18 protein-coding genes are annotated in these 24,014 nt (G+C 38.5%); 6 read left to right on the top strand and 12 right to left on the bottom strand.

The window, feature by feature from the left end; translation table 11 throughout:
- Window positions 1–62 precede the first annotated feature (62 nt).
- Window positions 63–386, top strand: a complete 324-nt coding sequence (gene trxA, locus C3V42_RS01815; protein ID WP_106013438.1) for a thioredoxin — start codon at window positions 63–65, stop codon at window positions 384–386.
- A gap of 192 nt (window positions 387–578) precedes the next feature.
- Here trxA and C3V42_RS01810 read toward each other — a convergent pair whose 3' ends face one another.
- The 4 genes from C3V42_RS01810 to grpE form a co-directional block, all read right to left on the bottom strand.
- Entirely contained in the window at window positions 579–1,445 is an 867-nt protein-coding gene (locus tag C3V42_RS01810) for a ferritin-like domain-containing protein (RefSeq protein WP_106013437.1), read from the bottom strand.
- Window positions 1,446–1,455: 10 nt separating this feature from the next.
- Complete coding sequence (gene tesB / locus C3V42_RS01805) at window positions 1,456–2,316, bottom strand: acyl-CoA thioesterase II (RefSeq protein WP_106013436.1); 861 nt, start codon at window positions 2,314–2,316, stop codon at window positions 1,456–1,458.
- A 117-nt stretch (window positions 2,317–2,433) separates the two neighbouring features.
- A complete protein-coding gene (gene nrdD / locus C3V42_RS01800) occupies window positions 2,434–4,557 on the bottom strand; it encodes an anaerobic ribonucleoside-triphosphate reductase (RefSeq protein ID WP_106013435.1) in 2,124 nt (707 codons plus the stop codon).
- Window positions 4,558–4,873: 316 nt separating this feature from the next.
- Entirely contained in the window at window positions 4,874–5,467 is a 594-nt protein-coding gene (gene grpE, locus C3V42_RS01795) for a nucleotide exchange factor GrpE (protein WP_106013434.1), read from the bottom strand.
- Between the two features lie 100 nt (window positions 5,468–5,567).
- Between grpE and C3V42_RS01790 the strand changes: the two genes are divergently transcribed.
- Window positions 5,568–6,458, top strand: a complete 891-nt coding sequence (locus C3V42_RS01790) for an NAD(+) kinase (protein ID WP_032825633.1) — start codon at window positions 5,568–5,570, stop codon at window positions 6,456–6,458.
- 111 nt (window positions 6,459–6,569) lie between these two features.
- Entirely contained in the window at window positions 6,570–8,246 is a 1,677-nt protein-coding gene (gene recN, locus C3V42_RS01785) for a DNA repair protein RecN (RefSeq protein WP_106013433.1), read from the top strand.
- A 20-nt stretch (window positions 8,247–8,266) separates the two neighbouring features.
- Here recN and glnE read toward each other — a convergent pair whose 3' ends face one another.
- The 8 genes from glnE to dksA all read right to left on the bottom strand — a co-directional run bounded on the left by glnE (window position 8,267) and on the right by dksA (window position 18,512).
- Window positions 8,267–11,212 carry a bifunctional [glutamate--ammonia ligase]-adenylyl-L-tyrosine phosphorylase/[glutamate--ammonia-ligase] adenylyltransferase gene (gene glnE / locus C3V42_RS01780; RefSeq protein WP_106013432.1) on the bottom strand — a complete coding sequence of 982 codons (2,946 nt, stop codon included), beginning with the start codon at window positions 11,210–11,212 and terminating at the stop codon, window positions 8,267–8,269.
- A gap of 5 nt (window positions 11,213–11,217) precedes the next feature.
- Window positions 11,218–12,153: a tRNA (adenosine(37)-N6)-dimethylallyltransferase MiaA gene (gene miaA / locus C3V42_RS01775; RefSeq protein ID WP_106013431.1), complete on the bottom strand. Its 936-nt coding sequence runs from the start codon at window positions 12,151–12,153 to the stop codon at window positions 11,218–11,220.
- A 7-nt stretch (window positions 12,154–12,160) separates the two neighbouring features.
- Window positions 12,161–14,050: a DNA mismatch repair endonuclease MutL gene (mutL, locus tag C3V42_RS01770; RefSeq protein WP_106013430.1), complete on the bottom strand. Its 1,890-nt coding sequence runs from the start codon at window positions 14,048–14,050 to the stop codon at window positions 12,161–12,163.
- Window positions 14,051–15,421: an N-acetylmuramoyl-L-alanine amidase gene (locus C3V42_RS01765; RefSeq protein WP_106013429.1), complete on the bottom strand. Its 1,371-nt coding sequence runs from the start codon at window positions 15,419–15,421 to the stop codon at window positions 14,051–14,053.
- A gap of 3 nt (window positions 15,422–15,424) precedes the next feature.
- Window positions 15,425–15,901: a tRNA (adenosine(37)-N6)-threonylcarbamoyltransferase complex ATPase subunit type 1 TsaE gene (gene tsaE, locus C3V42_RS01760; protein ID WP_005635434.1), complete on the bottom strand. Its 477-nt coding sequence runs from the start codon at window positions 15,899–15,901 to the stop codon at window positions 15,425–15,427.
- Between the two features lie 75 nt (window positions 15,902–15,976).
- Complete coding sequence (gene folK / locus C3V42_RS01755; RefSeq protein WP_106013428.1) at window positions 15,977–16,459, bottom strand: 2-amino-4-hydroxy-6-hydroxymethyldihydropteridine diphosphokinase; 483 nt, start codon at window positions 16,457–16,459, stop codon at window positions 15,977–15,979.
- Window positions 16,460–16,467: 8 nt separating this feature from the next.
- A complete protein-coding gene (gene pcnB, locus C3V42_RS01750) occupies window positions 16,468–17,826 on the bottom strand; it encodes a polynucleotide adenylyltransferase PcnB (protein WP_106014301.1) in 1,359 nt (452 codons plus the stop codon).
- Between the two features lie 248 nt (window positions 17,827–18,074).
- Entirely contained in the window at window positions 18,075–18,512 is a 438-nt protein-coding gene (gene dksA, locus C3V42_RS01745) for an RNA polymerase-binding protein DksA (protein ID WP_005627987.1), read from the bottom strand.
- Window positions 18,513–18,771: 259 nt separating this feature from the next.
- Here dksA and C3V42_RS01740 point away from each other — a divergent pair, with 259 nt between their 5' ends.
- From C3V42_RS01740 to lpxK, 3 genes are all read left to right on the top strand, one after another.
- The gene (locus C3V42_RS01740) at window positions 18,772–21,138 is read left to right on the top strand and encodes a DNA internalization-related competence protein ComEC/Rec2 (protein WP_106013427.1); all 2,367 of its coding nucleotides are present in this window, start codon (window positions 18,772–18,774) and stop codon (window positions 21,136–21,138) included.
- A 40-nt stretch (window positions 21,139–21,178) separates the two neighbouring features.
- Window positions 21,179–22,942, top strand: a complete 1,764-nt coding sequence (gene msbA / locus C3V42_RS01735; protein ID WP_106013426.1) for a lipid A ABC transporter ATP-binding protein/permease MsbA — start codon at window positions 21,179–21,181, stop codon at window positions 22,940–22,942.
- Between the two features lie 72 nt (window positions 22,943–23,014).
- Window positions 23,015–24,013, top strand: a complete 999-nt coding sequence (gene lpxK / locus C3V42_RS01730; protein WP_106013425.1) for a tetraacyldisaccharide 4'-kinase — start codon at window positions 23,015–23,017, stop codon at window positions 24,011–24,013.
- Window position 24,014 lies beyond the last annotated feature (1 nt).

Below are 24,014 nucleotides of genomic sequence, written 5' to 3'. Positions count from 1 at the left end.
TTTCACTAGTAAATCAAAAATGTTCTTGTTTTGAACATTATTCATAAAATAAGGAAATAAAAATGAGCGAAGTATTACATATTAATGATGCTGATTTTGAAAGTATCGTTGTGAATTCAGATATCCCTGTATTATTAGATTTTTGGGCACCGTGGTGTGGTCCTTGTAAAATGATTGCACCTGTTTTAGATGAGCTTGCTCCTGAATTTGCAGGTAAAGTAAAAATTGTAAAAATGAATGTGGATGATAACCAAACAACGCCAGCACAATTTGGTGTTCGTAGTATCCCAACATTATTATTGATCAAAAATGGTCAAGTTGTTGCTACTCAAGTTGGAGCATTACCAAAAATACAATTGGCAAATTTTATTAATCAACACATTTAATTTTATGTTCTATAAAGCCATACAGTTACAAATTGTATGGCTTTTTTATATCACCTATCATTTTAATTTGAGTGGTTCTTTGTTTTAGTTATTTTATGATGACTGTGTTGAGCGTTCCGTTTTCCAGTTTGAAGATCATTATGAGAAAATAAGAAATATCACAAACGAAAAAAGTCTAAGACATCAAGATATTTATTTTTTGATGTAAGATTTTAATGTTTGTTCCACTTCATAAATCCAATCCAACTCATGCTGCGTGAAACCCGCTTGAATACGAGCATCGGTATTAATGACACCTTTAAAAATTACAATACGGTATTTGTGTAACAGCTCAGTAAAGCACTTCATCGCATCCAAACCACGTTTTTTAGAAAGTGCGTGATACCAATGATTGCCAATATACACATGGCCAATTTCATCGCGCAAAATAATATCCAAAATGTTCACTGCGGCAAAATCTTTACGTTGTGCGATTTTCTCTTGCAGAACCGGTGTTGCATCGAGGCCTCTTGCTTCTAATACACGAGGAACTAACGCCATTCGTTCCCAAATATCGTGCGCGGTGGCTTGCGCCATTTCCCATAATCCAGCATGGGCTTCAAAATCACCATATTGATAACCCAATGTTTTCAAATGTTCATTGACTAAGGAAAAGTGTGTACTTTCTTCACGAGCGACACGCAGCCAATCTTTTATAAAAGCCAAACCTTCACTAAGTTCTTCTTGTGCATTACGTCCGAATCGCCAAGCGGCATCTAGGCCTAAATTGATTGCATTAAACTCAATATGTGCGATAGCGTGCAATGTAGCTGCATAGCCTTCTTCTGTGGCAAAAGAACGTTTTGGCACATCTTTCGGTGCAACTAAGAGCGGTTTTTCAGGAAAAGCGGCAATATTATCTTGCGGTACGACTTCGGGAAAATCTTCTAATTTAATCAACTGAATTTGTGGCAGAAGATTATCGTAGAGATCATTAACTAAACTGCATTTTTCTTGTGGATTTGCTGTTTTTAGTGCGGTTTCAACTTGTTGCCAAAATTGTGTAATAAGTGCGGTCATTTTTTCTCTCTTATTCGTTAAAACGGATCAAGCCTTCTTGTTGTGTTGTCGCGATTAATTGACCATCTTGCGAGAAAATCTGCCCACGTGCTAAGCCTCGCCCTCCAAAGGCATTGTTGCTTTCAATTGCGTGTAAATGCCAGTGATTTAAATCAAATGGACGATGGAACCAAATACTGTGATCAATGGTTGCCACTTTCATTCCTTTTTGTAAAAAGCCTTTTTCGTGCGGATGAAGTGCGGTCAAAATACAGTGAAAATCGGAAAAATAAGCCAATAAACATTGCTGAATTTTTATATCAAGCGGCGTTTCACCATTGGTTTTAAACCAAGAATATTGCTCGGCTGGCAATTTTGTCCCATTAAATGGGTTATTCAAATATTTGGTGTGTACCTCAAATGGACGCTCTGCGGCAAATTTTTCATTGAGTGGTTCTGGCAAGGTTTGAGCCACATTTTGTAGCATCACATTTTCATCTGTAAAGTCTTCAGGTGTACCAACATTTGGCATCGTATTTTGATGTTCAAAACCTTTTTCAGGCACTTGGAAAGAAGCGGTTACATGACAAATGGTATTTTTATGTTGAATGGCTTTCACGCGTAATGCAGAAAAGTTACGCCCTTCACGCAAGGTTTCCACATCGTAAATAATCGGATATTGGCTGTCTCCCGGAGCAAGAAAATAGGCATGACAAGAATGTAAAATGCGATCTTCAGGCGCGACCTGCATTGCTGCTGATAATGCTTGAGCCACAACTTGCCCGCCAAATACTTGGCGAAAACCTAAATCTTGGCTTTCTCCACGAAAGATTAAATCATCAATTTTTTCAAGTTTAAGAAGATGAATGAGGTTATTGAGAATATCTGACATATTGCTTTCCTTGAGGATAAGAACAAGTGCGGTTATTTTAGCGGAGATTTTGGGGAATGCCAAAGCTAGAAACAAAAAGCACGCATTAAAAAACGCGTGCTTTTGCTAGAGTGTTAATCAAAGGTGTTTAACTCTTCTTTTCACTTCTTCCTGTTTTCCCGCATTAAAGGGGCGAGCATCAGGGCTGCCTAGATAGCCACATACGCGGCGAGTGACAGACACTTTTGTGCTATCATGATTGCCACATTTCGGGCAAACAAAACCTTTACTGGTACATTCAAATTCGCCAGTGAAACCACATTCATAACATTCGTCAATCGGTGTGTTTGTGCCGTAGTAAGGTACGCGATCGTAGCTATAATCCCACACATCTTCCAATGCTTTTAAGTTGTGTTGAATATTTGGATATTCGCCGTAGCAAATAAAACCGCCGCTGGCGAGTGGGGGATATGCCATTTCAAAATCCAGTTTATCGTAAGGATTCACTTTCTTTTCTACATCTAAGTGGTAACTATTCGTGTAGTAGCCTTTATCCGTGACGCCTTCAATCACGCCAAATTTTTTGGTGTCTAGACGGCAGAATCGGTCGCATAAGTTTTCGCTTGGCGTGGAGTAAAGACTGAAGGCATAGCCTGTTTCTTTTTGCCAGCGTTTTACTGCCTCGCTAAGGTGACGAACAATCGAAATGCCTTTTTCGCGTAATTGTTCATCATCAAAAATATGTCCTTTGTTATATAGCGCATTAATGGTTTCGTGAATACCGATATAGCCGAGCGAAATAGAGGCGCGTCCATTTTTGAAAATTTGTGCCACATTTTCATCCGCTTTTAACCGCACTCCGCATGCGCCTTCTATGTAGAGAATGGGAGCAACGCGAGCTTTGGTATTTTCAAGGCGGGCAATACGCGTCATTAATGCTTTTTTCGCAATAGCTAAACGCTCATCTAAAGTGCGGTAGAAATCTTCTTCGTTTTTAGACTCCAACGCAATACGCGGTAAATTCAAACTCACCACACCCAGATTATTACGCCCATCGTGAATTTCATGTCCGTCTTCTTCGTATGCACCTAAAAAGCTACGGCATCCCATTGGGGCTTTAAAAGAGCCTGTGACTTTAACAACCTGATCGTAATTGAGAATATCTGGATACATACGTTTTGATGCACATTCCAATGCGAGTTGTTTGATATCGTAATTTGGATCGCCTTTAGTTTGGTTCAAGCCTTTTTTGATGGTGAAAACAAGTTTTGGAAATACTGGCGTTTTATGATTTTTTCCGAGTCCACGAATCCGATTTTTCAAAATAGCTTGCTGAATTAAACGGGATTGCCAGCTTGTACCTAAACCAAAACCAAAGGTCACAAATGGTGTTTGTCCATTCGAAGTATGTAGTGTATTAACTTCATATTCTAAAGATTGGAAGGCATCGAAACATTCTTTTTCAATCAATGCTTTTGCGTAACCTTCAACATCAGGCACATTCCATTCTTGGGCATGTTTGAGGTGTTTTTCGTAACTGATTTGCACATAAGGGGAAAGTACTTCATCAATACGGTTAATAGTTGTGCCACCGTAAATATGGCTGGCGACTTGGGCGATAATTTGTGCTGTCACTGCCGTTGCGGTGCCGATAGATTTAGGGGGTTCGATTTCCGCATTGCCCATTTTGAAACCACGAGAAAGCATCCCTTCTAAATCCACTAACATACAGTTAAACATTGGGAAGAACGGCGCGTAATCTAAATCGTGATAATGAATTTCACCTTTTTCGTGAGCCTCCACCACATCGCGTGGAAGAATATGGTGTTTGGCATAATGTTTTGCCACAATTCCTGCTAGCAAATCCCGTTGCGTTGGAATCACTTTCGCGTCTTTATTGGCGTTTTCGTTAAGTAATTCGACGTTGCTTTGTTCAATCAAACCTTCAATTTCTTTTGTTAGCTGGCTACGTTTTTCGCGGGCTAAATCACGATCATGACGATATTCAATATACGCACGAGCAACCTCGGGATAACGACTTGCCATCAATTTATCTTCAACGATTTTTTGAATCTGATTAATATCAATCTCGCCGTGATGATGGGTGAAAATTTCATTCCCTACTTCTTGCCCAATTTGGTGGCAATAAAATTCATCGGAAATATTGACCGCACTTGCGGCTTTTTTAATGGCATTGATGATACGTTGAATCTCAAACTCTGCACGAGAACCATCGCGCTTGATGACCCCAAAGTTACTCATAATATAGCTCCAATATATAGTGTTTTTGAAATGCGGAGTGCACTATATATAGATCTAAAAAGATAATCAACACACAATATGTAGTGTTTTTAGGCATTTTATTGTAAGAGAATTTTGTTAAAGATTGATTTTATTAGAAAAATATCAAATTAAGTTGTTGAGAACTTTTCTCAAATATTTTTTGATTTTGTGAGCGAGATCAAAGTTTTGATTTTTTAACTAGAGGGAGAGGGTGAATAATAAAATTAATCATATAATTTTTATTGATGGATATAAAAAACGGCCGAAAAATCGACCGCTCTTTTTATCTTATAGCTTATGCAGCCACCATTACCATCGCTGGGCGAATAACTCGACCATTTAAGGTATAGCCTTTTTGTAATACAACGCTAATTTGATTGGTTTCAAAGCCTTCAGCAGGTTGCATTGAAATGGCTTGATGTAAGTCAGGATTAAATGTTTCACCGACAACCCCCACCGCTTCCACGCCAAAACGACTAACGGTTGAAACTAATTCTTTTAAGGTCAGTTCTACGCCGTCAAATAAGGCTTTTACGCTTTCATCTTCTTTATTTGCTGGAGTGGCAAGGGCACGCTCTAGGTTATCGATAGTATTCAAAATGTCTTTTGAGAATTTTTCCAATGCGAATTTATGGGCTTTTTCAACGTCTTGTTCAGTTCGACGACGAAGATTTTCAATTTCAGCACGAGAGCGAAGTAAAATATCCTGTTCTTTGTTTGCTGCTTCTTCTATTTGAGTTTTGAGCTGCTCTTCAAGCTCTTGCACTCGGGCAATTGCTTCTTCTAAAGGATCAAGTTCTTGAGAAGGCTCTGTTTGTTGTGTTTCTTCCACAACCGCCTCTTCTTTTTCTACTTCTGGGGTTTCAACTTTTTGTTCTTGTTCTGACATTTTTTTCTCCGTAAATACAAAATTCGCAATAGTCGTTAGCTATAGTCTAACAAAAAACTATATAATGACGAAAATGTTAAATTCAAGTGCGGTTTATTTTATGAATAATTTATATCGTTCCTTTAAAACCATTGGACTTGTAGGAAAACCTAGAAATGACATTAACCTACAAATGCACAAAAATTTGTTTCACTGGTTAACGGAACGTGGCTATCAAGTAATGATGGAAAAAGATGTTGCTGAAAAACTGGGGCTTCCTGCAGAAAATCTTGCAACACTTGATGAAATTGGTTGCCAAGCACAGTTGGTTATCGTGATTGGTGGGGATGGAAATATGTTGGGCCGTGCTCGCGTATTAGCAAAATATGATATTCCATTGATTGGTATCAACCGTGGTAATTTGGGATTTTTAACAGATATTGACCCGAAAAATGCTTATGCTCAACTTGAAGCTTGTTTAGAACGCGGTGAATTCTTTGTGGAGGAGCGTTTTTTATTGGAAGCAAAAATTGAGCGTGCAGGTGAAATTGTATCGACAGGTAATGCAGTGAATGAGGCGGTTATTCACCCTGCTAAAATTGCGCATATGATCGATTTTCATGTGTATATCAATGATAAGTTTGCATTTTCACAACGTTCTGATGGATTGATTGTTTCTACTCCAACAGGCTCTACGGCTTATTCTCTTTCCGCTGGTGGACCTATTTTGACCCCAAACCTTAATGCCATTGCGCTAGTGCCAATGTTTCCACATACATTGACTTCTCGTCCTCTTGTTATTGATGGTGATAGCAAAATATCGATTCGTTTTGCTGAGCATAATACATCTCAATTGGAAGTAGGCTGTGATAGTCAAATAGCCTTACCTTTTACGCCTGATGATGTGGTTCATATTCAAAAAAGTGAGCATAAACTTAGATTGCTTCATCTAAAAAATTATAATTATTACAATGTATTAAGTACCAAATTAGGTTGGTTGAAATCATTTTGATTTTTATAAAAAAGCATAGTATAAACGCATCATTAAAATACTGTAAAAAAATCCTTTACTGTAAATTAAATCAGTTGTAATATGATTGATATACAGTTAAAGGATTTTGCTATGCTTACTCAACTTACTATTAATAATTTTGCGATTGTTCGCCAGCTTGATATCGAATTGGCTAAAGGAATGTCTGTTATTACTGGGGAAACTGGGGCAGGTAAATCTATCGCCATTGATGCTTTAGGTTTATGTTTCGGGCAAAGAGTAGAAACCTCAATGGTACGCGAAGGGCAGGAACGTGCAGAAATTTGTGCAACTTTCCAACTAGAATCGCAGAATCCTGCTTATCAATGGTTGAATGAGCAAGAATTGCAAGATCCAGATAATCCCTCTGAGTGTATTTTGCGTCGTGTGATTAATGCCGACGGACGTTCTAAAGCTTTTATTAATAGTACTCCTGTATCCGCGTCTCAATTAAAAGAAATTGGTCAATATCTTGTTCATATTAATGGGCAGCATGCTTCCCAATTATTGTTAAAAAATGACTATCAGCTTCAGTTAGTTGATAATTTTGCCGCTCATCCTGAATTACTTGTGAAAATGCGTGAAGATTATCAGACATGGAAAAATCTTCAAAATCAAGTTAAAACCTTTCAACAAAAAGTGGCAGAAAATGAAGCACGTAAACAACTTTTACAGTATCAAGTGGATGAATTAGATGAATTTAATCTTCGACCAAATGAATATTTGGAATTAGAAGATGAACAACGTCGTTTATCTAGCAGTGAACAGTTAACTCAACTTTCTCAATCAGCCCTGCAAATTTTAAGTGAAAATGATACGGTAAATATCGATAGCTTGCTTTATCGTGCGACACAATATATTGATGAATTAGCTGAACTTGATCCGCAATATGCTGAAGTGCAAAGTATGTTGAACGATGCGTTGATTCAAGTGCAAGAAGCAACCAGTGAAGTGCGAAATTTATCGGGTAATATCGAGCAAGATCCTCAACTTTTACAGGAAATCGAACAAAGAATTAGTCAGGCTTTACAACTTGCTCGTAAACATCAAGTTAAACCTGAAGATCTTGTAGAACATCACAAAAAATTAAAAGCAGAATTAACCGCACTTTTAGATTTTTCTGAAAGTGAAGAGATGTTGATTGAGCAAGAAAAACTCGCATTTGAACAAATGCAAGCAACGGCTAAAGCATTAACTGCAAGTCGTCAGCAATCTGCAGCTCGCTTAGCGCAGGATGTCACGCAGTCGATAAAACAACTTGCAATGGAAAATGCAGAATTTTATGTAGAGTTGAATACGGATTTAGATAAAGTGGGATCAAACGGTGCGGATAATGTGATTTTTACTTTGCGTAGTAATTTAAGTCAACAACCTCAACCGTTAGCTAAAATTGCCTCTGGTGGTGAGCTTTCTCGTATTTCTTTAGCCATTCAAGTTTTAACTTCTGATCAATCGGCTATTCCAACGTTAATTTTCGATGAAGTGGATGTGGGTATTAGCGGAAAAACAGCAAGTGTTGTCGGAAAACTTTTACGTCAATTAAGTGAACGTTGCCAAGTATTATGCGTAACCCACTTGCCACAGGTTGCTTGTCATGGCCACCATCAGTTCAATGTAGAAAAATTTACTGTGGATAATAAAACTGAAACACAAATGACCGCACTTTCACAAGCTGAACGTGTACCAGCCTTGGCAAGACTTTTGGGCGGAAGTGAAATTACCGAATTAGCCTTAGCCAATGCACAGGAAATGCTAGATTTAGTTCATTAAAATGGGATTTAATTACTATTTTATGAACTAAATAGCTTATCCCAAAATGTTTGAATAAATGACCGCTCTTTGACAAATTCAGTTTCATCTACAACAGAGGATTTACCTATCAAATTTAAATGGTGAATAGCATTGCGTAAATCAACATAATATTGTTTTAATGTGTCGCAGTCTGTTTGGCTAATAATTTGAGCCTCTGCCATATCATCGAAAATACGTACGTTGTCTGACCATTTTGTCAATTGTGGGTTTTGTGGGGCATTGGCAAGCATTAAATATTGAGCGATAAATTCAATATCAGTGATACCGCCGCGATCTGTTTTAAGATTAAATTCACCATCTTTTGAATGGGACAAATGTGTGAACATTTTTTCTCGCATTTCCACAACATCTCGCTTTAATTGCTCAATATCTCGAGATGCAGAAAGTACTTGTTGGCGGATATGCTCAAATTTAGCTTTAAGAGATGATTCACCAAATACAGGGCGAGCACGCACAAGCGCTTGTTTTTCCCATGTCCAAGCTTCATTTAATTGATAATGGGAAAATGCAGAAAGAGAGCAGCCAATTAGGCCAGCATCGCCAGAAGGGCGTAGGCGCATATCTGCCTCATAAAGTACGCCAGCGGAAGTATTTATGCTGAAAATACTTACTATCTTTTGTGCCAAACGTAGGTAAAATTGATTGCTATCAATCACTTTTTTGCCACCTGTTGTTTGGCTTTCTACGGCATCGTACAAAAATACGAGGTCTAAATCGGATTTATAACCGAGTTCAATACCCCCCAGTTTTCCATAACCAATCACTAAAAATCCTTTTTCATCATTTTGTAAATGTTCAGGTATGCCAAATCTAGAGGAAACTTGTTTCCAAGCTAGATTCACAACGACTTCAATAATCGCTTCAGCAAGATAGGTTAAATGATCGCTTACCTTCATCACCGGTAATGCCCCTAAAATATCTGCCGCAGCGACTTTTAATAGGGTTGCTTGTTTAAATTGACGTAAAGCATCAATAAGCTGTTCTTCGTCATCAGGTGGTAAACGAAGTAAATATTGATGTAACTCTGCTGGATATTGGGTAAATGGCAATGGATGGCGTAGCGCTTCTGTATTAAGCAATTCATCTAATAAGATAGGGTGGCGAGCAAGTTGTTCTGAAATAAGTTGAGACTGTGCACAAAGTTCAATAACTTGCTGAAGGGCACGAGGATTTTCCAATAATAATTCTAAATAAGTCGTGCGACTCGAAATTTTTTCAATAATGTTCAGAATTCGGGGGAGCAAAGTGCGGTAATTTTCTTGTTCAAAAATGAGTGCAAGTACTATTGGCATTAAATGGCTCAAAACATCACGCCCACGTGAACCAATCACTCTGTGATTTAGGCTGTCTTTGAATTGAGCAAGCTTTTCTAAAACGTCATCAATATTATTTTCTGATACACCACTCTCTAATAATGTTTGTTCAATATCCTCAAAATCTGATTCTAAAAAATCTTGCCATTGGCTATCAGTTTGTGAAGGCTCATCTTGTTCATCACCGATTAATTGAGTAAATACTGCCCGCACTTTTTCTTGTTTTAGTTGCAAAGTGCGGTAAAAATCGTCCCAATTTTCTATTGGATAATGTTTTTCAATGGGTTGATTATTTTCATTTAAACAGGTGAATGTTTTACATGCCTCGACTAAACGAATTTGATCTATTTCATCGGTTGGTAGTGTTTGAGTTTGTTGATCGTTAATAGCTTGTAGAATGTTTTCTACACGGCGTAAAAAAATATAACTTTCACGTAAATCGTGGAATTGTTGTTCAGTAATTAATCCTAGTTTGGTAATTTCAGGCAAGATCTTTAAGAGTGAATGTTGTTGTAGATTGATTTCTCGCCCGCCTCGAATGAGTTGAAAAACTTGCACGATAAATTCGACTTCACGAATCCCCCCTGCACCTAGTTTAATATTGTCTTTCAAACCACGACGACGTACTTCTCGCTCAATTTTGCCTTTCATTTCGCGTAAAGATTGAATCACACTAAAGTCAATATAGCGACGATACACAAAGGGGCGTAACATTTTTTGCAATTTGGATACGTTGGGATCCTTTGTTTGTGCGCCTAATACTCGCCCTTTAATCATCGCATAGCGTTCCCAATCTCGACCTTGATCTTGATAATATTGTTCTATTGCCGCAAAGCTGAGAATAAGCGCACCACTATCGCCAAATGGGCGCAAGCGCATATCGGTTCGATATACAAAACCATCAGAAGTAAATTCATCTAAGGCAGAAATAAGGCGTTGCCCTAAACGCGTAAAAAATTTTCCATTATCCACAGAACGTCGAGCATTCGTATTCTCAATGCAAGTTTCCCCTTGTGATGGATAAGTGAAAATTAAATCAATATCCGAGGAAAAATTGAGTTCAAAGCCGCCTAATTTCCCCATGCCTAGAATATAAAGCTGTTGCGGGTTGCCTTGTTCATCCATTGGCGTACCCATTTCCGCACAGGCTTGATGATAAAGCCAACCGCGAGCAGCGATAATTAAACTTTCTGCAAGTTGTGAAAGCTGAACAAAAATTTCTTCTACAGTGGCAAGATTCAAACTTTGACAAAAACTTAATTTTGCCATTTCAATGTTACGGAATTGGCGTAATGTTTGATAGAGTGCGGTTTCGTTATGAACATTGGCTAACTCTTTATTCAAACGTTCAGTATAGGCAGAGCAATCTGCAAAACAGGGCGATTTTTCCCACCATTGTTTCCCTAAGTGCGGGTCTTTTTGCAAGACTTTTTCCACAAAGTCAGACATTGCCATAGCATAGCCTAATTGATAAATAGGCAGTTCAAGGTGATTTAAATTTTGTTGAATGGCGTTGCGAATTTTTTCAGAGGATAGTTCTGGAAAAGATTGGCACAGAATTGTGCCAAGAGATTGTAATTTTTGTTCAATGAGGGCAGAAAGTGCGGTCATTTTTTCTAACCTTTTTGATAGGAATCTAAGTGACGTAATACAGTTTCTTTCGCTTGTTGAGGTTGTAAACTATCCAGCCATTGTATTGGTGTTTTCCAACCGCGTAGCCAAGTGAGCTGGCGTTTTGCAAGTTGTCGAGTTGCACAAATACCACGGAAAATCATTTCCTCGTGATCGTAATCGCGTTGCAAATATTCCCACATTTGACGATAGCCCACACAGCGAATCGACGGTAGATTAATATTTAAATCGCTACGCGCATAAAGTTTTTCCACTTCTGCTTGAAAGCCTAGTTCAATCATTTTATGAAAGCGTTGTTCAATGCGGTCATGCAAAATATGACGATCTTGCGGCGCAATTGCAAATTGCACAAAATCATAAGGCAAGGCTTCGCCTTTTTCTTCCGTCAGTTCTGTGAGTGATTTTCCTGTGATGTAAAAAACTTCTAAAGCACGATTGATTCGTTGAGAATCACTTGGATTAATTCGAGCGGCAGAAATAGGATCGATTTTGGCGAGTTCTGTATGTAATGCTGCCCAACCTTGTTGAGCCGCTTTTTGTTCAAGCTCAACTCGAATATTTTCATCAGCAGAAGGCAAGGGAGAAAGCCCCTCGATTAAGGCTTTGTAATACAACATCGTGCCGCCCACTAATAATGGAATTTTGCCTTGTGCAGTAATATTTGCCATTTCGCGTAGCGCATCGGCGCGAAAATTCATTGCGGAATAGCTTTCTGACGGATCTAAAATATCGATCAATCGATGAGGCGCAAGCTCAAGTTCTTCTTTTGATGGTTTCGCTGTTCCAATATCCATTCCCTTATAAATGAGCGCTGAATCCACACTAATCACTTCGACTGGAAGTTGGCTACGTAGTTGAATGGCTAAATCTGTTTTACCTGAGGCTGTTGGGCCCATTAAAAAAATTGCGGTTGGTTTCATGAAGAATCTAAATTTCGTCTAATAAAGGCTGCCAGTTAACGGGTTTTAGCAACTGGGTGAATGCCGTGCGATTCGTTTGCGTGAGTAAACGTTCCGTCTCGCTCAATAAATTGAGTGCATCTGCTAAAGCGTTAAAGGTTTTGCATTCTAATTGTGAGCAAAGTGCGGTTAAAAATGGTGATGAATTTTCATCTCTAGTCAGCATTGCCATCACGCATTTTTGTAGATTTTGTGTGCGTAATACACTTGGCACTTTATTTAAGGTTAAGCGTAATTGTGCTTGATTTTCAATAAATTCAAAGCCAATTTTTTTGAAGTCATCTGAATATTGTTGCCATGCTTGAAATTGTGATTCAGTTAAGCGAAACACGATTGGAATCAGTAAAGGTTGTTGTTCAATGTGTATTTGTTGTAAAGCCAATTGCCATTGCAAGCGTTGTAATTTTTCCAATGAAAGCAAAAAGAAATCTTGGTTCTGTTTTAATAACAGCGCGCGATTCTCAACAAGTGAAAGGGCGCGCAGATGTGATGAGCACTCAATTATTTCAGTTGAGATGATTTTAGCTGTATCTGAAATATTTTGTTGTGCTGTATTCGATATATCCTTTTGCTCTGTAGGCGGTAATGTGCGTAACAATTCACCATATAAACGTTGCTCAGTTTTACTTGGTGCATCAGAACGGTAATCTCGATAACCAGTGCTTATATAATTTGGCAACACTGCTGTGTTAGATAAGTGCGGTTGATTTTTCTGTGGTTTTTCATGATATTGTGGCGCAAAGATATTTTGCCCCGCTGCGGCACGATTAGGACGAATGCTATAATTCGGTTGGGGTTCACGCACCGTATTTTCTTCGGGATTTTCTACCGCACTTGGCTCTGTGTGCCAATTAAGCTGTTCTTGATTGTTTAGCGCATGGCTGATGCCTTCGTAAATAAAATCATGAATGAGGCGTTGTTGGTGAAAGCGCACTTCATGTTTGGTTGGATGAACATTGACATCCACATCATGCGGGTTTAAGTCAATAAACAACACAAACGCAGGATAAGCATCCGTTGGTAAATGTTGTGCATAGGCTTGTCGAATAGCATGACTGATCACTTTATCTCTAACCATTCGGCCATTAATATAGCAATAACTTAAATCATTTTGAGTTCGGCTAAAATTTGGTGTGGCTACCCAGCCCGATAAGTGTAAATCATCGTGTTTCCAATCAATTCGTAAGGCATTTTTGACAAAATCATCCCCGCAAATAGCGGCGACACGTTTTAGTTGCTGATTGAGCGCTTCAGCAGGACGATATTGACGGATGATTTTCCCATTATGCGTTAATGTAAATGCCGTATTGAATTTTGTTAAAGCAATGCGGCGAATGACTTCATCAATGTGAGAAAATTCCGTTTTATCTGTGCGCAAAAATTTTCGGCGGGCTGGCGTGTTGAAAAAAAGATTGGCGACTTCAACTGTTGTGCCAACAGGATGTGATGCGGGTTTGATTGTGGTTTCCATATCACGACCTTGCGCATAAACTTGCCACGCTTCAGTTTGCTCCGCTGTGCGAGAGGTGAGCGTTAAGCGCGATACAGAGCTGATACTTGCCAAAGCTTCACCACGAAAACCTAAACTTAAAATGGCTTCTAGATCGTCAAGATCGGCTATTTTACTCGTAGCATGTCGGGCTAGAGCCAGGCTTAATTCTTCTTTTGGAATGCCACAGCCGTTGTCACGAATACGGATTAAATTTGCCCCACCATTTTCGATATCGATTTGGATTTTATTTGCACCTGCATCAAGGCTATTTTCCACTAATTCTTTCACCACAGACGCAGGGCGTTCTACCACTTCACCAGCAGCAATTTGGTTCGCAAGTTGTGGGGAAAGAATTTTAATTGGCATTTATTTTTCTCTTAATTTAATTTTTTGTCCGCTCAGGGCTTTACCATCTTTTAATTTTGGATTTAGTTTTAAAATTTGGTTGACTGAAATATTGTATTCTCGCGATACAGCATAGATTGTCTGATCTTTTTGAATGACATGGTAAAGCGGAATTTCTTTTTTCTCATCAGATTTTTTAGTGGATGAGGTTTCCTCTTTTTTCGTTTTATTTGAGGATGTATTTTTATCCGTTCTATTTTCTGATTTTTCTACTTTTACAATATTGGTTTTCTCAGTCGTTTTCTCTGCCTTTTTCACCGCACTTTCTTTATTTTTTGATGAATTTATTTTTTCATCTTGTGCCTTTTGAGTTTTTCCATTATCTGGAATTTTGATGGTTTCACCAATCCAAAGCGCTTCGCGTTTTAATTTATTTAACGCCACAATGTCCGCCACTTTGACATCATATTTATTCGCAAGGCTTCCTAAACTTTCCCCATTTTTGACGGTGTGGCGAAGTCCACTATCTTTTACGCTGTTCTCATTGGTATTTTTATCGGAAGTGCGGTCATTTTTTTCAGTATTTTTTGTATCACTTTGTTTGCTATTCTGAACAATATCATCACTAATGAAAGATTTGGCTTTTCCGCCACGGAAAACCACTAATCCCTCATAAATCATATAGGCGATACGACGGCGATAAGCTGGGGAGTTAAGTTTTTGTTCTTCATCAGAATTTGATAGAAAACCTGTTTCCACTAATACGGAAGGAATATCGGGCGAACGTAAAACGCCAAGGCTTGCGTGTTGAGGAACGCTGCGGCTTAAGGTCGTCACTTTTGAAAAATGACTTAAGATATGTTTGCCAAGTTCATAACCTGTACGTTGGCTATGACCAAATTGTAAATCAAGCACAGTTTGATCTAGGTATTTATCGTTATTGTGTGAAAGCACTTTTCCTGCGCCACCGAGTAATTCGGAGCGTTTTTCATCGTCTTCTAACCATTGACCCATTTCATCATTGGCTCGACGGTTTGACAACACCCAGACTGATGCACCGCGACGTTCAGGTGATTCAGATGAATCCGCGTGAATGGAAATGAGATAATTCGCTTTAAATTTACGTGCGATTTCTGAACGCTCAGGCACGGAAATATAGTAATCGCCGCTTCGCGTTAATACGCCACGAAAATTTGGGTCTTTATCGAGTAAGGCTTTTAACTCTTTTGCAATCGAAAGGGTGACATTTTTTTCATAAATGCCTAAGTTTCGGCTGATTGCACCGGGATCTTTTCCTCCATGACCTGGGTCAATCGCAATCGTAATTGGGGCAGCCAAAAGAGAGAAGCTAAACGTTGAGAAAAAAAGAAAAAATAAAATTTTAGTTTTCATAAATTAATTAGAGAATGCTTTTATAATATTTTTACCTAAGTTTGTTTGTGCGATTAATTCAATATTTCGTGCATCATCGTAATAATCAATATTCACTAAAATATCTGCTTCCGGCAATATGCCTTGGCCTTTTTCAGACCATTCAATTAAGCAAATGCTATCCGTATTAAAATAATCTCTAATCCCCATAAATTCGAGTTCTTCAGGATCTGCTAGACGATATAAATCAAAATGATAAATCATTTTGCCTGCAATATTGTATTCTTCAACCAGCGTATAAGTTGGGCTTTTTACATTACCCTGATGGCCGATACCTTGTAGCATTCCGCGTGTCAGCGTTGTTTTTCCTGCCCCAAGATCACCGTTAAGATAAACCATAATTGCTTTTTCGGTATGCAATTTTAGAAGAATTTCCGCAAATTTTTTGCCGAAGCGGAGCATAGAAAATTCATCAGGGATATATTGAGTTAAGCTTTCCATAACGGGTCATGAATGAAGAAAAATGTGGGCAGATTCTACCGCACTTTTGAGGTTCATAAAAGTGCGGTGAAATTTCTAGGGATTTAATTTTATCATTTCATGGTCATCAAATTGCTTGACCAAATCTACTAGTGGTTGAGTGTTAGGTAAGACCAAATCTGATGCAATTTCAAACAACGGCACGATGACAAACTCACGGTTATGCATATCATAATGGGGAATCGTTAAGCGCTCGTTTTGAATGATTTCGTTGCCGTAAAGCAAAATATCCAAATCTAACGTACGCTCACCCCAGCGGCGTAAACGTACTCGACCTTGCTCATTTTCAATGCATTGCAATTCATCTAATAGTGCAAGCGGGCTAAGCTCGGTTTTAATTTTTGCAACGGCATTCACATAATCGGGTTGATCTTGTGGGCCGAGTGGTTTGCTTTTATAAAAAGCGCTCGTCGTTACCAAATGTGTGTTTGGTAACTGACTTATCGCTTTAAGCGCAGAATGTAATTGTTCTACTGGTGTATTCAAATTGCTACCAAGAGCAATATATGCAGTAATCATCTCTTCCCTTATTCTGCTGAACGCGTTGTTTTACGACGGCGTGGACGGTAGTATTTTTTCTTTGGTTTAGGATGTAAGCGTTGTTGCTCGTGTATCAACTGTTCGCGCTGTTCACCATTGCTGAATTGATATTCGTGCCACCATTTAGCCAATTCAATCGTTTCGCCACCTTCAATTTCCGCACGCATCGCCAGTAAATCAAAGCCAGCACGGAATTTTGGATGTTCCATGGTGCGCATTGGTGCTGAACCAGTACGTTTCAATAATTGTAGTTGTAAGAACCAAATGTCCCGAATGACCGCAGTATGGCGACGTGGTGCAGCCAAAGCGCGACAGAATAAATCTAAAACTTCATTCCCCGCCAAAGCATAAGCATCATGGTTATTTAGACCGCCTTCATTTTTCAAGATTTCCACTTTTTCTCGTAATGGATACCAGAAAAATGCTGCAAATAAGAATGCAGGGTTAATACGAAGTTTATCCGCAACACGTTCATCCGTAGAAGTAAGTGCGGTGACGATCATGCGTTCTGCAAAGCTATCTTCTTTCTCTGTAAAATATGCGCTTAATGCAGGGAAAAGTTGTTCAAATAAACCATATTGGCGTAATAAACGATAGGTTTTTACCCCTTGTCCTGCTTGTAATAATTTTAAACTTTCATCAAATAAGCGAGCTGGCGGAATATTTTTTAGTAAAGGCGCAAGTTCACGAATTGGTTGTTCGCTCGGTTTTTCAAGGAACATATCAAGTTTTGCCATGAAACGAATGGAGCGTAGCATGCGTACAGGATCTTCTTGATAACGCGTAACTGGATCACCAATTAAGCGTAGTTTTCCCGCTGTGAGATCATGAATACCATCAAAATAATCACGTAAGGTATTGTCTTGTGGATTGTAATACAGCGCATTGACCGTAAAGTCTCTGCGTTCTGCATCTTGTTCGATCGTACCGTAAACATTATCGCGCAGTAACATGCCTTCATTGCTCTGCTTCGCTTGATTTTCATTGCGAGCATCACTGTGATTAGCACGGAAAGTGGCGACTTCAATAATATCTCGACCAAACATAATATGTGCTAATCGGAAACGGTGGCCCACTAAACGGCATTGGCGTTGGAAAATATTTTGGATTTGCTCAGGACGGGCGTTTGTTGCAACATCAAAATCTTTTGGTTTTTTGCCGAGCAATAAATCGCGGATACATCCACCGACGATATAAGCTTCGAAACCTTGACGTTGCAGTTTCTCCACTACAGTGAGTGCATTACGGCTAAAATCACGCGGTGAAATATCAAATTGAGCCGCTTTAATCACATTTTTATCGTAGCGGTGTGTTTGTTCTGATTTTTTTGCCCGCGCTTTTGGCATTTGAGTATTAGAACGCTCAACTCGTTTAGAATGAGCACTTGTTTTGGCAACCTCTTTTGATTTTTTTGTCTTCTTGCCAAACAAATTTTTGATATAAGTAAGAATAATTTACTCCGTTTTTTTGTTAGAAATAAATGGCTTAGCTCTTTTTCTGTAAAGAAAAAGGCAAGGGGATTTTTCCGCATTTTTAAATGTAAAAAAAGTGCGGCTAATTTTAACCGCACTTTTGTATTTTTCAATAGAATGAATTAACCAGCGACTTGTTTTTCGCGGATTTCAGCTAAAGTTTTGCAATCAATGCAAAGATCTGCTGTTGGGCGTGCTTCTAAACGGCGAATGCCAATTTCTTCACCACAACAATCGCAGTAACCGAAATCATCAGTATCAAGTTTTTTCAAGGTTGCTTCAATTTTTTTCATTAGTTTACGTTCGCGATCGCGATTACGTAATTCTAGACTAAATTCCTCTTCCTGAGTTGCTCGGTCTGCGGGATCGGGGAAATTGGTCACTTCATCCTGCATATGTGCAACGGTGCGAGAAGCTTCTTCCACGATTTGCTCGTGCCAAGCATTAAGAATTTTTCTGAAATGAAGAATTTGATCTTCACTCATATATTCTTCATCTTTTTTCATTTGATAAGGCTTTACGCCTGCTAAATCTAGCAAGCTTAACGATGCTTTTGACATCTCTCACTCCTAATACATACAGAATTTAAGCGTGAACTTCACGACTTCCTGTCTTGTTATTTTAGTTTGTTCCTGACAGCACTTTTAGGAACCCAATTTTTGAGGGCGGTATAAATATCAGAAGTTGTTTGTTTTAGCAAGTAAATTTTCCTGAAACATTTATTTTTGCGATATAGATCGCAGAAACGTCAGTAACCTTTTGCACATTGAAATGAATCTATTTTAGGCTTAGAACGATAAGCCTAAAATTGCGATAAAAATGAAATTAAACTTAATAACCTTAGTTATCTTGCTGATTGTTGCAGATTTAACGTTGTTATTTCTACCGCAGTCATTGCTACTGCCTTGGCTAGTTGCTCTCGTTATTGCGCTTGTTTTGATTTTTCTTTTTATTTTTTTGCGTAGAAATTTCTTAGTTTTTCTTGCTTTTTTTGTTGTTTCTCTCGGTTATACACATCATTCAGCGCTTAGCTTGTTACAACAAGCACAAAGTATTACCGCTCAAAAACAAGTGGTGACTTTTAAGATCCAAGAAATTTTGTACCAACAGGATTATCAAACTCTCATTGCTACAACAACATTGGCGGATAACTTACTAGGGCAACGAATTTTTTTAAATTGGAAAGCGAAAGAGGTACCTCAACTATCGGAAGTTTGGCAAGCTGAAATTTCCTTACGTCCTCTTTCAGCGCGATTAAATTTTGGTGGATTTGATCGGCAACAATGGTATTTCTCAAAGGGAATTACGGCTGTTGGAACCGTAAAAAATGCGGTGAAAATTGCTGATATTTCATCATTGCGCGCAGAAAAATTGCAAAAAGTGAAAAAACAAACAGAAGGATTATCTCTACAAGGTTTATTGATTGCGTTAGCCTTTGGCGAACGGGCTTGGCTAGATAAAAATACTTGGTCAATTTACCAACAAACGAATACTGCGCATCTTATTGCTATTTCTGGCTTACATATTGGGTTGGCTATGGGAATTGGATTTTACTTGGCGCGTGTTGTACAAGTATTTTTTTCCACCCGTTTTATTCATCCTTATTTTCCTTTAGTTTTTGGTGTTTTATTTGCTTTAATTTATGCGTATTTGGCTGGTTTTAGCGTGCCAACTTTTCGTGCCATTTCAGCACTTATTTTCGTTTTCTTTATTCAAATAATGAGGCGACATTATTCGCCTCTCCAGCTTTTTACATTGGTTGTCGGATTCTTGCTTTTCTGCGATCCATTAATGCCTCTTTCTGTCAGTTTTTGGCTTTCTTGTGGTGCAGTTGGTTGTTTGATTGTCTGGTATCGTTATGTGCCTTTTTCAGTTTTTCAATGGAAAAATCGTCCCTTTTCATCAAAGGTGCGGTGGATTTTGAGTTTATTTCATTTGCAATTTGGGTTATTGCTCTTTTTTACGCCTTTGCAACTTTTTTTATTTAATGGCTTATCGTTGAGCGGGTTTTTAGCCAATCTTATTGCCGTACCACTTTATAGTTTTTTGCTTGTTCCTTTGATTTTATTTGCTGTTTTTACCAACGGTGCGGTTTTTTCTTGGCAACTTGCGAATAAGTTAGCCGAAGGAATTACTTGGTTAATTTCTCTTTTTCAAGGAAATTGGTTCAGTGTTTCATTTAATTTAGCGCTGGTTCTAACCGCACTTTGTTGTGGCATGTTTATGTTAATTATTTGGAGTATTTACCGAGAACCCAAGGTTTTATCATCAATCAGGCAAATAAAACGGGCAAGATTTTTTACATTAAATCTCAGTAAACCTTTGCTAAAAAATGATCGAATCAAGGTTTTGAGATGTTCTTTCGGCATTATGTCGCTATGTTTTATGATTTTGTTGTTCAAGCAACTAAGCAAGCCAATTTGGCAGGTAGATACTTTAGATGTGGGACAGGGCTTAGCTACGTTGATTGTGAAAAATGGCAAAGGGATTCTTTATGATACAGGCCCTGCATGGCAAGGAGGAAATATGGCTGAATTAGAAATTTTGCCTTATTTACATAGAGAAGGGATTACTTTGGAAAAGTTGATTTTGAGCCACGACGATAACGATCATGCAGGTGGTGCTTCGACAATTTTAAAGGCGTATCCGAATGTGGAATTTATTACCCCTTCACAAAAAAAATATGGGGAAAATCACCGCACTTTTTGTACTGCTGGACGTCATTGGGATTGGCAAGGGCTACATTTTCAAATACTTTCACCATATTCTATTGTGGAGCGAGCAGATAATCCCCATTCTTGTGTAACTTTAGTCGATGATGGAAAGCATCGAGTTTTGCTAACTGGCGATGCTGAAACAAAAAATGAGCAAATTTTTGCCCGCACTTTAGGAAAAATTGATGTGTTACAAGTAGGACATCACGGTAGTAAAACATCGACAAGTGAATACTTGCTTTCTCAGGTTAGACCAGATATAGCGATTATTTCTAGTGGGCGTTGGAATCCGTGGAAATTCCCTCATTATTCGGTTATGGAAAGGCTACATCGTTATAAAAGTGCGGTAGAAAATACCGCTATTTCAGGGCAAGTTCGGGTAAATTTTTTTAAAGATCGATTAGAAATCCAACAAGCACGCACAGAATTTTCCCCTTGGTATGCGCGTGTAATTGGATTCTCGAGCGAATAAAAGGTACAATGCGCGCAATTTTTACCATTAGATAGCGATTATGCAAGAGCAAAAATTACAAGAAAATGATTTTTCAACCTTACAAACTTTTAAGCGTTTATGGCCAACAATTAAACCTTTTAAAGCGGGGCTTGTTGTTTCGGGTATTGCATTAGTTTTGAATGCATTGGCTGATTCAGGCTTGATTTATTTGTTAAAACCTTTGTTGGACGATGGTTTTGGCAAGGCAAATAATTCATTTTTGAAAATTATGGCTTTTGTCGTCGTTGGAATGATTATTTTACGCGGCATTACCAACTTTATTTCTAATTATTGTTTGGCGTGGGTATCAGGCAAAGTTGTCATGACAATGCGTCGCCGCTTGTTTAAACATTTGATGTTTATGCCAGTGAGTTTCTTTGACAGAAATTCAACAGGCAAATTACTTTCTCGTATTACTTATGATTCTGAGATGATTGCAAGTTCTTCTTCAGGATCCTTAATTACTATTGTGCGAGAAGGGGCATATATTATTTCGCTATTGGCCGTAATGTTTTATACAAGCTGGGAATTAACCCTTGTTTTATTTGTTATCGGGCCAATTATTGCGGTGTTGATCACTATCGTGTCAAAAATTTTCCGTAAATTGAGTAAGAATTTACAAGATTCAATGGGAGAATTAACAGCAACGACCGAGCAAATGTTGAAAGGACATAAAGTCGTGCTTTCGTTTGGTGGTCAGCTTGTCGAGGAAGAGCGTTTTAATGAAGTTAGTAACAATATGCGTCGTAAAGGTATGAAAATGGTTACTGCTGATTCCATTTCCGACCCTGTTGTGCAGATTATTGCATCTCTTGCTTTGGCGGCAGTATTGTTTTTAGCGACGACTCCGTTGATTGCGGAAGATAACCTAAGTGCGGGTTCTTTTACGGTGGTTTTCTCATCTATGTTGGCGATGATGCGTCCATTAAAATCTTTAACGAACGTAAATTCTCAATTCCAACGTGGAATGGCAGCATGTCAAACACTATTTGCCATTTTAGATTTAGAACCAGAAAAAGATAATGGCACTTACCAAGCTGAACCCGCGAAAGGCGAATTAGAATTTAAGAATGTGAGTTTTGCATATCAAGGAAAAGATGAACTTGCATTAAATAATATTTCTTTTAGCGTGCCAGCAGGAAAAACCGTTGCTTTGGTGGGACGTTCTGGATCGGGTAAATCAACCATTGCTAATTTGGTGACCCGTTTTTACGATATTGAGCAAGGTGAAATTTTACTGGATGGTGTAAATATTCAAGATTATCGTTTATCCAATTTACGTGAAAACTGCGCTGTGGTTTCTCAACAAGTCCATTTATTTAACGATACCATTGCGAATAACATTGCTTATGCAGCGCAGGATAAGTATTCTCGTGAAGAAATTATTGCTGCAGCAAAAGCGGCTTATGCTTTAGAGTTTATCGAAAAATTACCACAAGGTTTTGATACGGTCATTGGTGAAAACGGTGCGAGCTTATCTGGTGGGCAGCGTCAACGTTTAGCGATTGCTCGTGCTTTATTGCGTAATTCGCCAGTATTAATTTTAGATGAAGCTACATCTGCACTAGATACAGAGTCAGAACGAGCAATTCAATCTGCATTAGATGAATTGAAGAAAGATCGTACTGTTATCGTAATTGCTCATCGTTTATCAACTATTGAAAATGCGGATGAAATTCTTGTGATTGATCATGGTGAAATTTGTGAGCGTGGCAGCCATAAAACATTGCTTGAACAAAATGGCGCCTATAAACAATTACACAGTATGCAGTTTAGTGGCTAATTTATTGATTATCGAAAACGCGAGTTGAAAAACTCGCGTTATTTTATCCGCACTTATTAGAAAGGATTTTCTATGCCCTTCTGGTATTCCAACTCCAAACTTATTTGGCTCTTATCGCCTTTTTCTTTATTGTTTTGGTTGATTAGCCAAATTCGTCGCGCCTTATTCTCTTTGGGGCTCAAGCCTTCTTATCGCGCACCAAAACCGGTGATAATTGTGGGGAATTTGTCTGTTGGTGGAAATGGCAAAACGCCCGTGGTTGTTTGGATTGTGGAAGAATTAAAAAAACGAGGTCTGCGCGTAGGTGTGATTTCTCGTGGTTATGGAAGCAAATCTAAAACTTATCCGTTACTCGTTACTGAAAATACGAATCCGATTGAAGGTGGTGATGAGCCTGTATTGATCGCGAAACGCACCCATGCGCCAGTCGTGATTTCCCCGAATCGCCAGCAAGCGATTGAATTACTCTTAAGCCAAGAAGAGTGCGATATTATTATTTCCGACGATGGTTTACAGCATTATCAATTACAGCGTGATTTGGAAATTGTCGTAATGGATGCTGAGCGCGCATTGGGAAATGGTTTTGTATTGCCAGCAGGCCCATTGCGTGAATTACCAAGTCGATTAAAATCCGTAGATTTTGTGATCACTAATGGTGGAAAAAATCAGTATTCAGATGCGGTTATGCGTCTCGTGCCTCATTTCGCGATTAATTTAAAAACCAATGAAAAACGCCAATTAAAGGAATTTCAATCAGGTGTTGCCATTGCAGGGATTGGCAATCCACAGCGTTTTTTTACTATGTTAAAAAAGTTAGGGATTCAATTACAGCAAACTCAAGGATTTCAAGATCATCAACATTTTGAAGCATCTCAATTAGAAAAACTTGCTGAAAATCAACCGCTCTTTATGACGGAAAAAGATGCCGTAAAATGCCAATCTTTTGCTAAAGATAATTGGTGGTATATCCCTGTGGATGCAGAGATTCTTGAGGCTGAAAAACAAAGTGAAAATTTACCGCTCTTTTGGGCCAAAATAGACAAACTTGTTGAGCAATATAGAAATGTCTGAA

It is taken from the genome of Haemophilus sp. oral taxon 036 (genome assembly GCF_002998595.1).
Taxonomy (GTDB): Bacteria; Pseudomonadota; Gammaproteobacteria; order Enterobacterales; family Pasteurellaceae; genus Haemophilus; species Haemophilus haemolyticus_K.
This window is presented reverse-complemented; position numbering and strand designations above follow the sequence as displayed.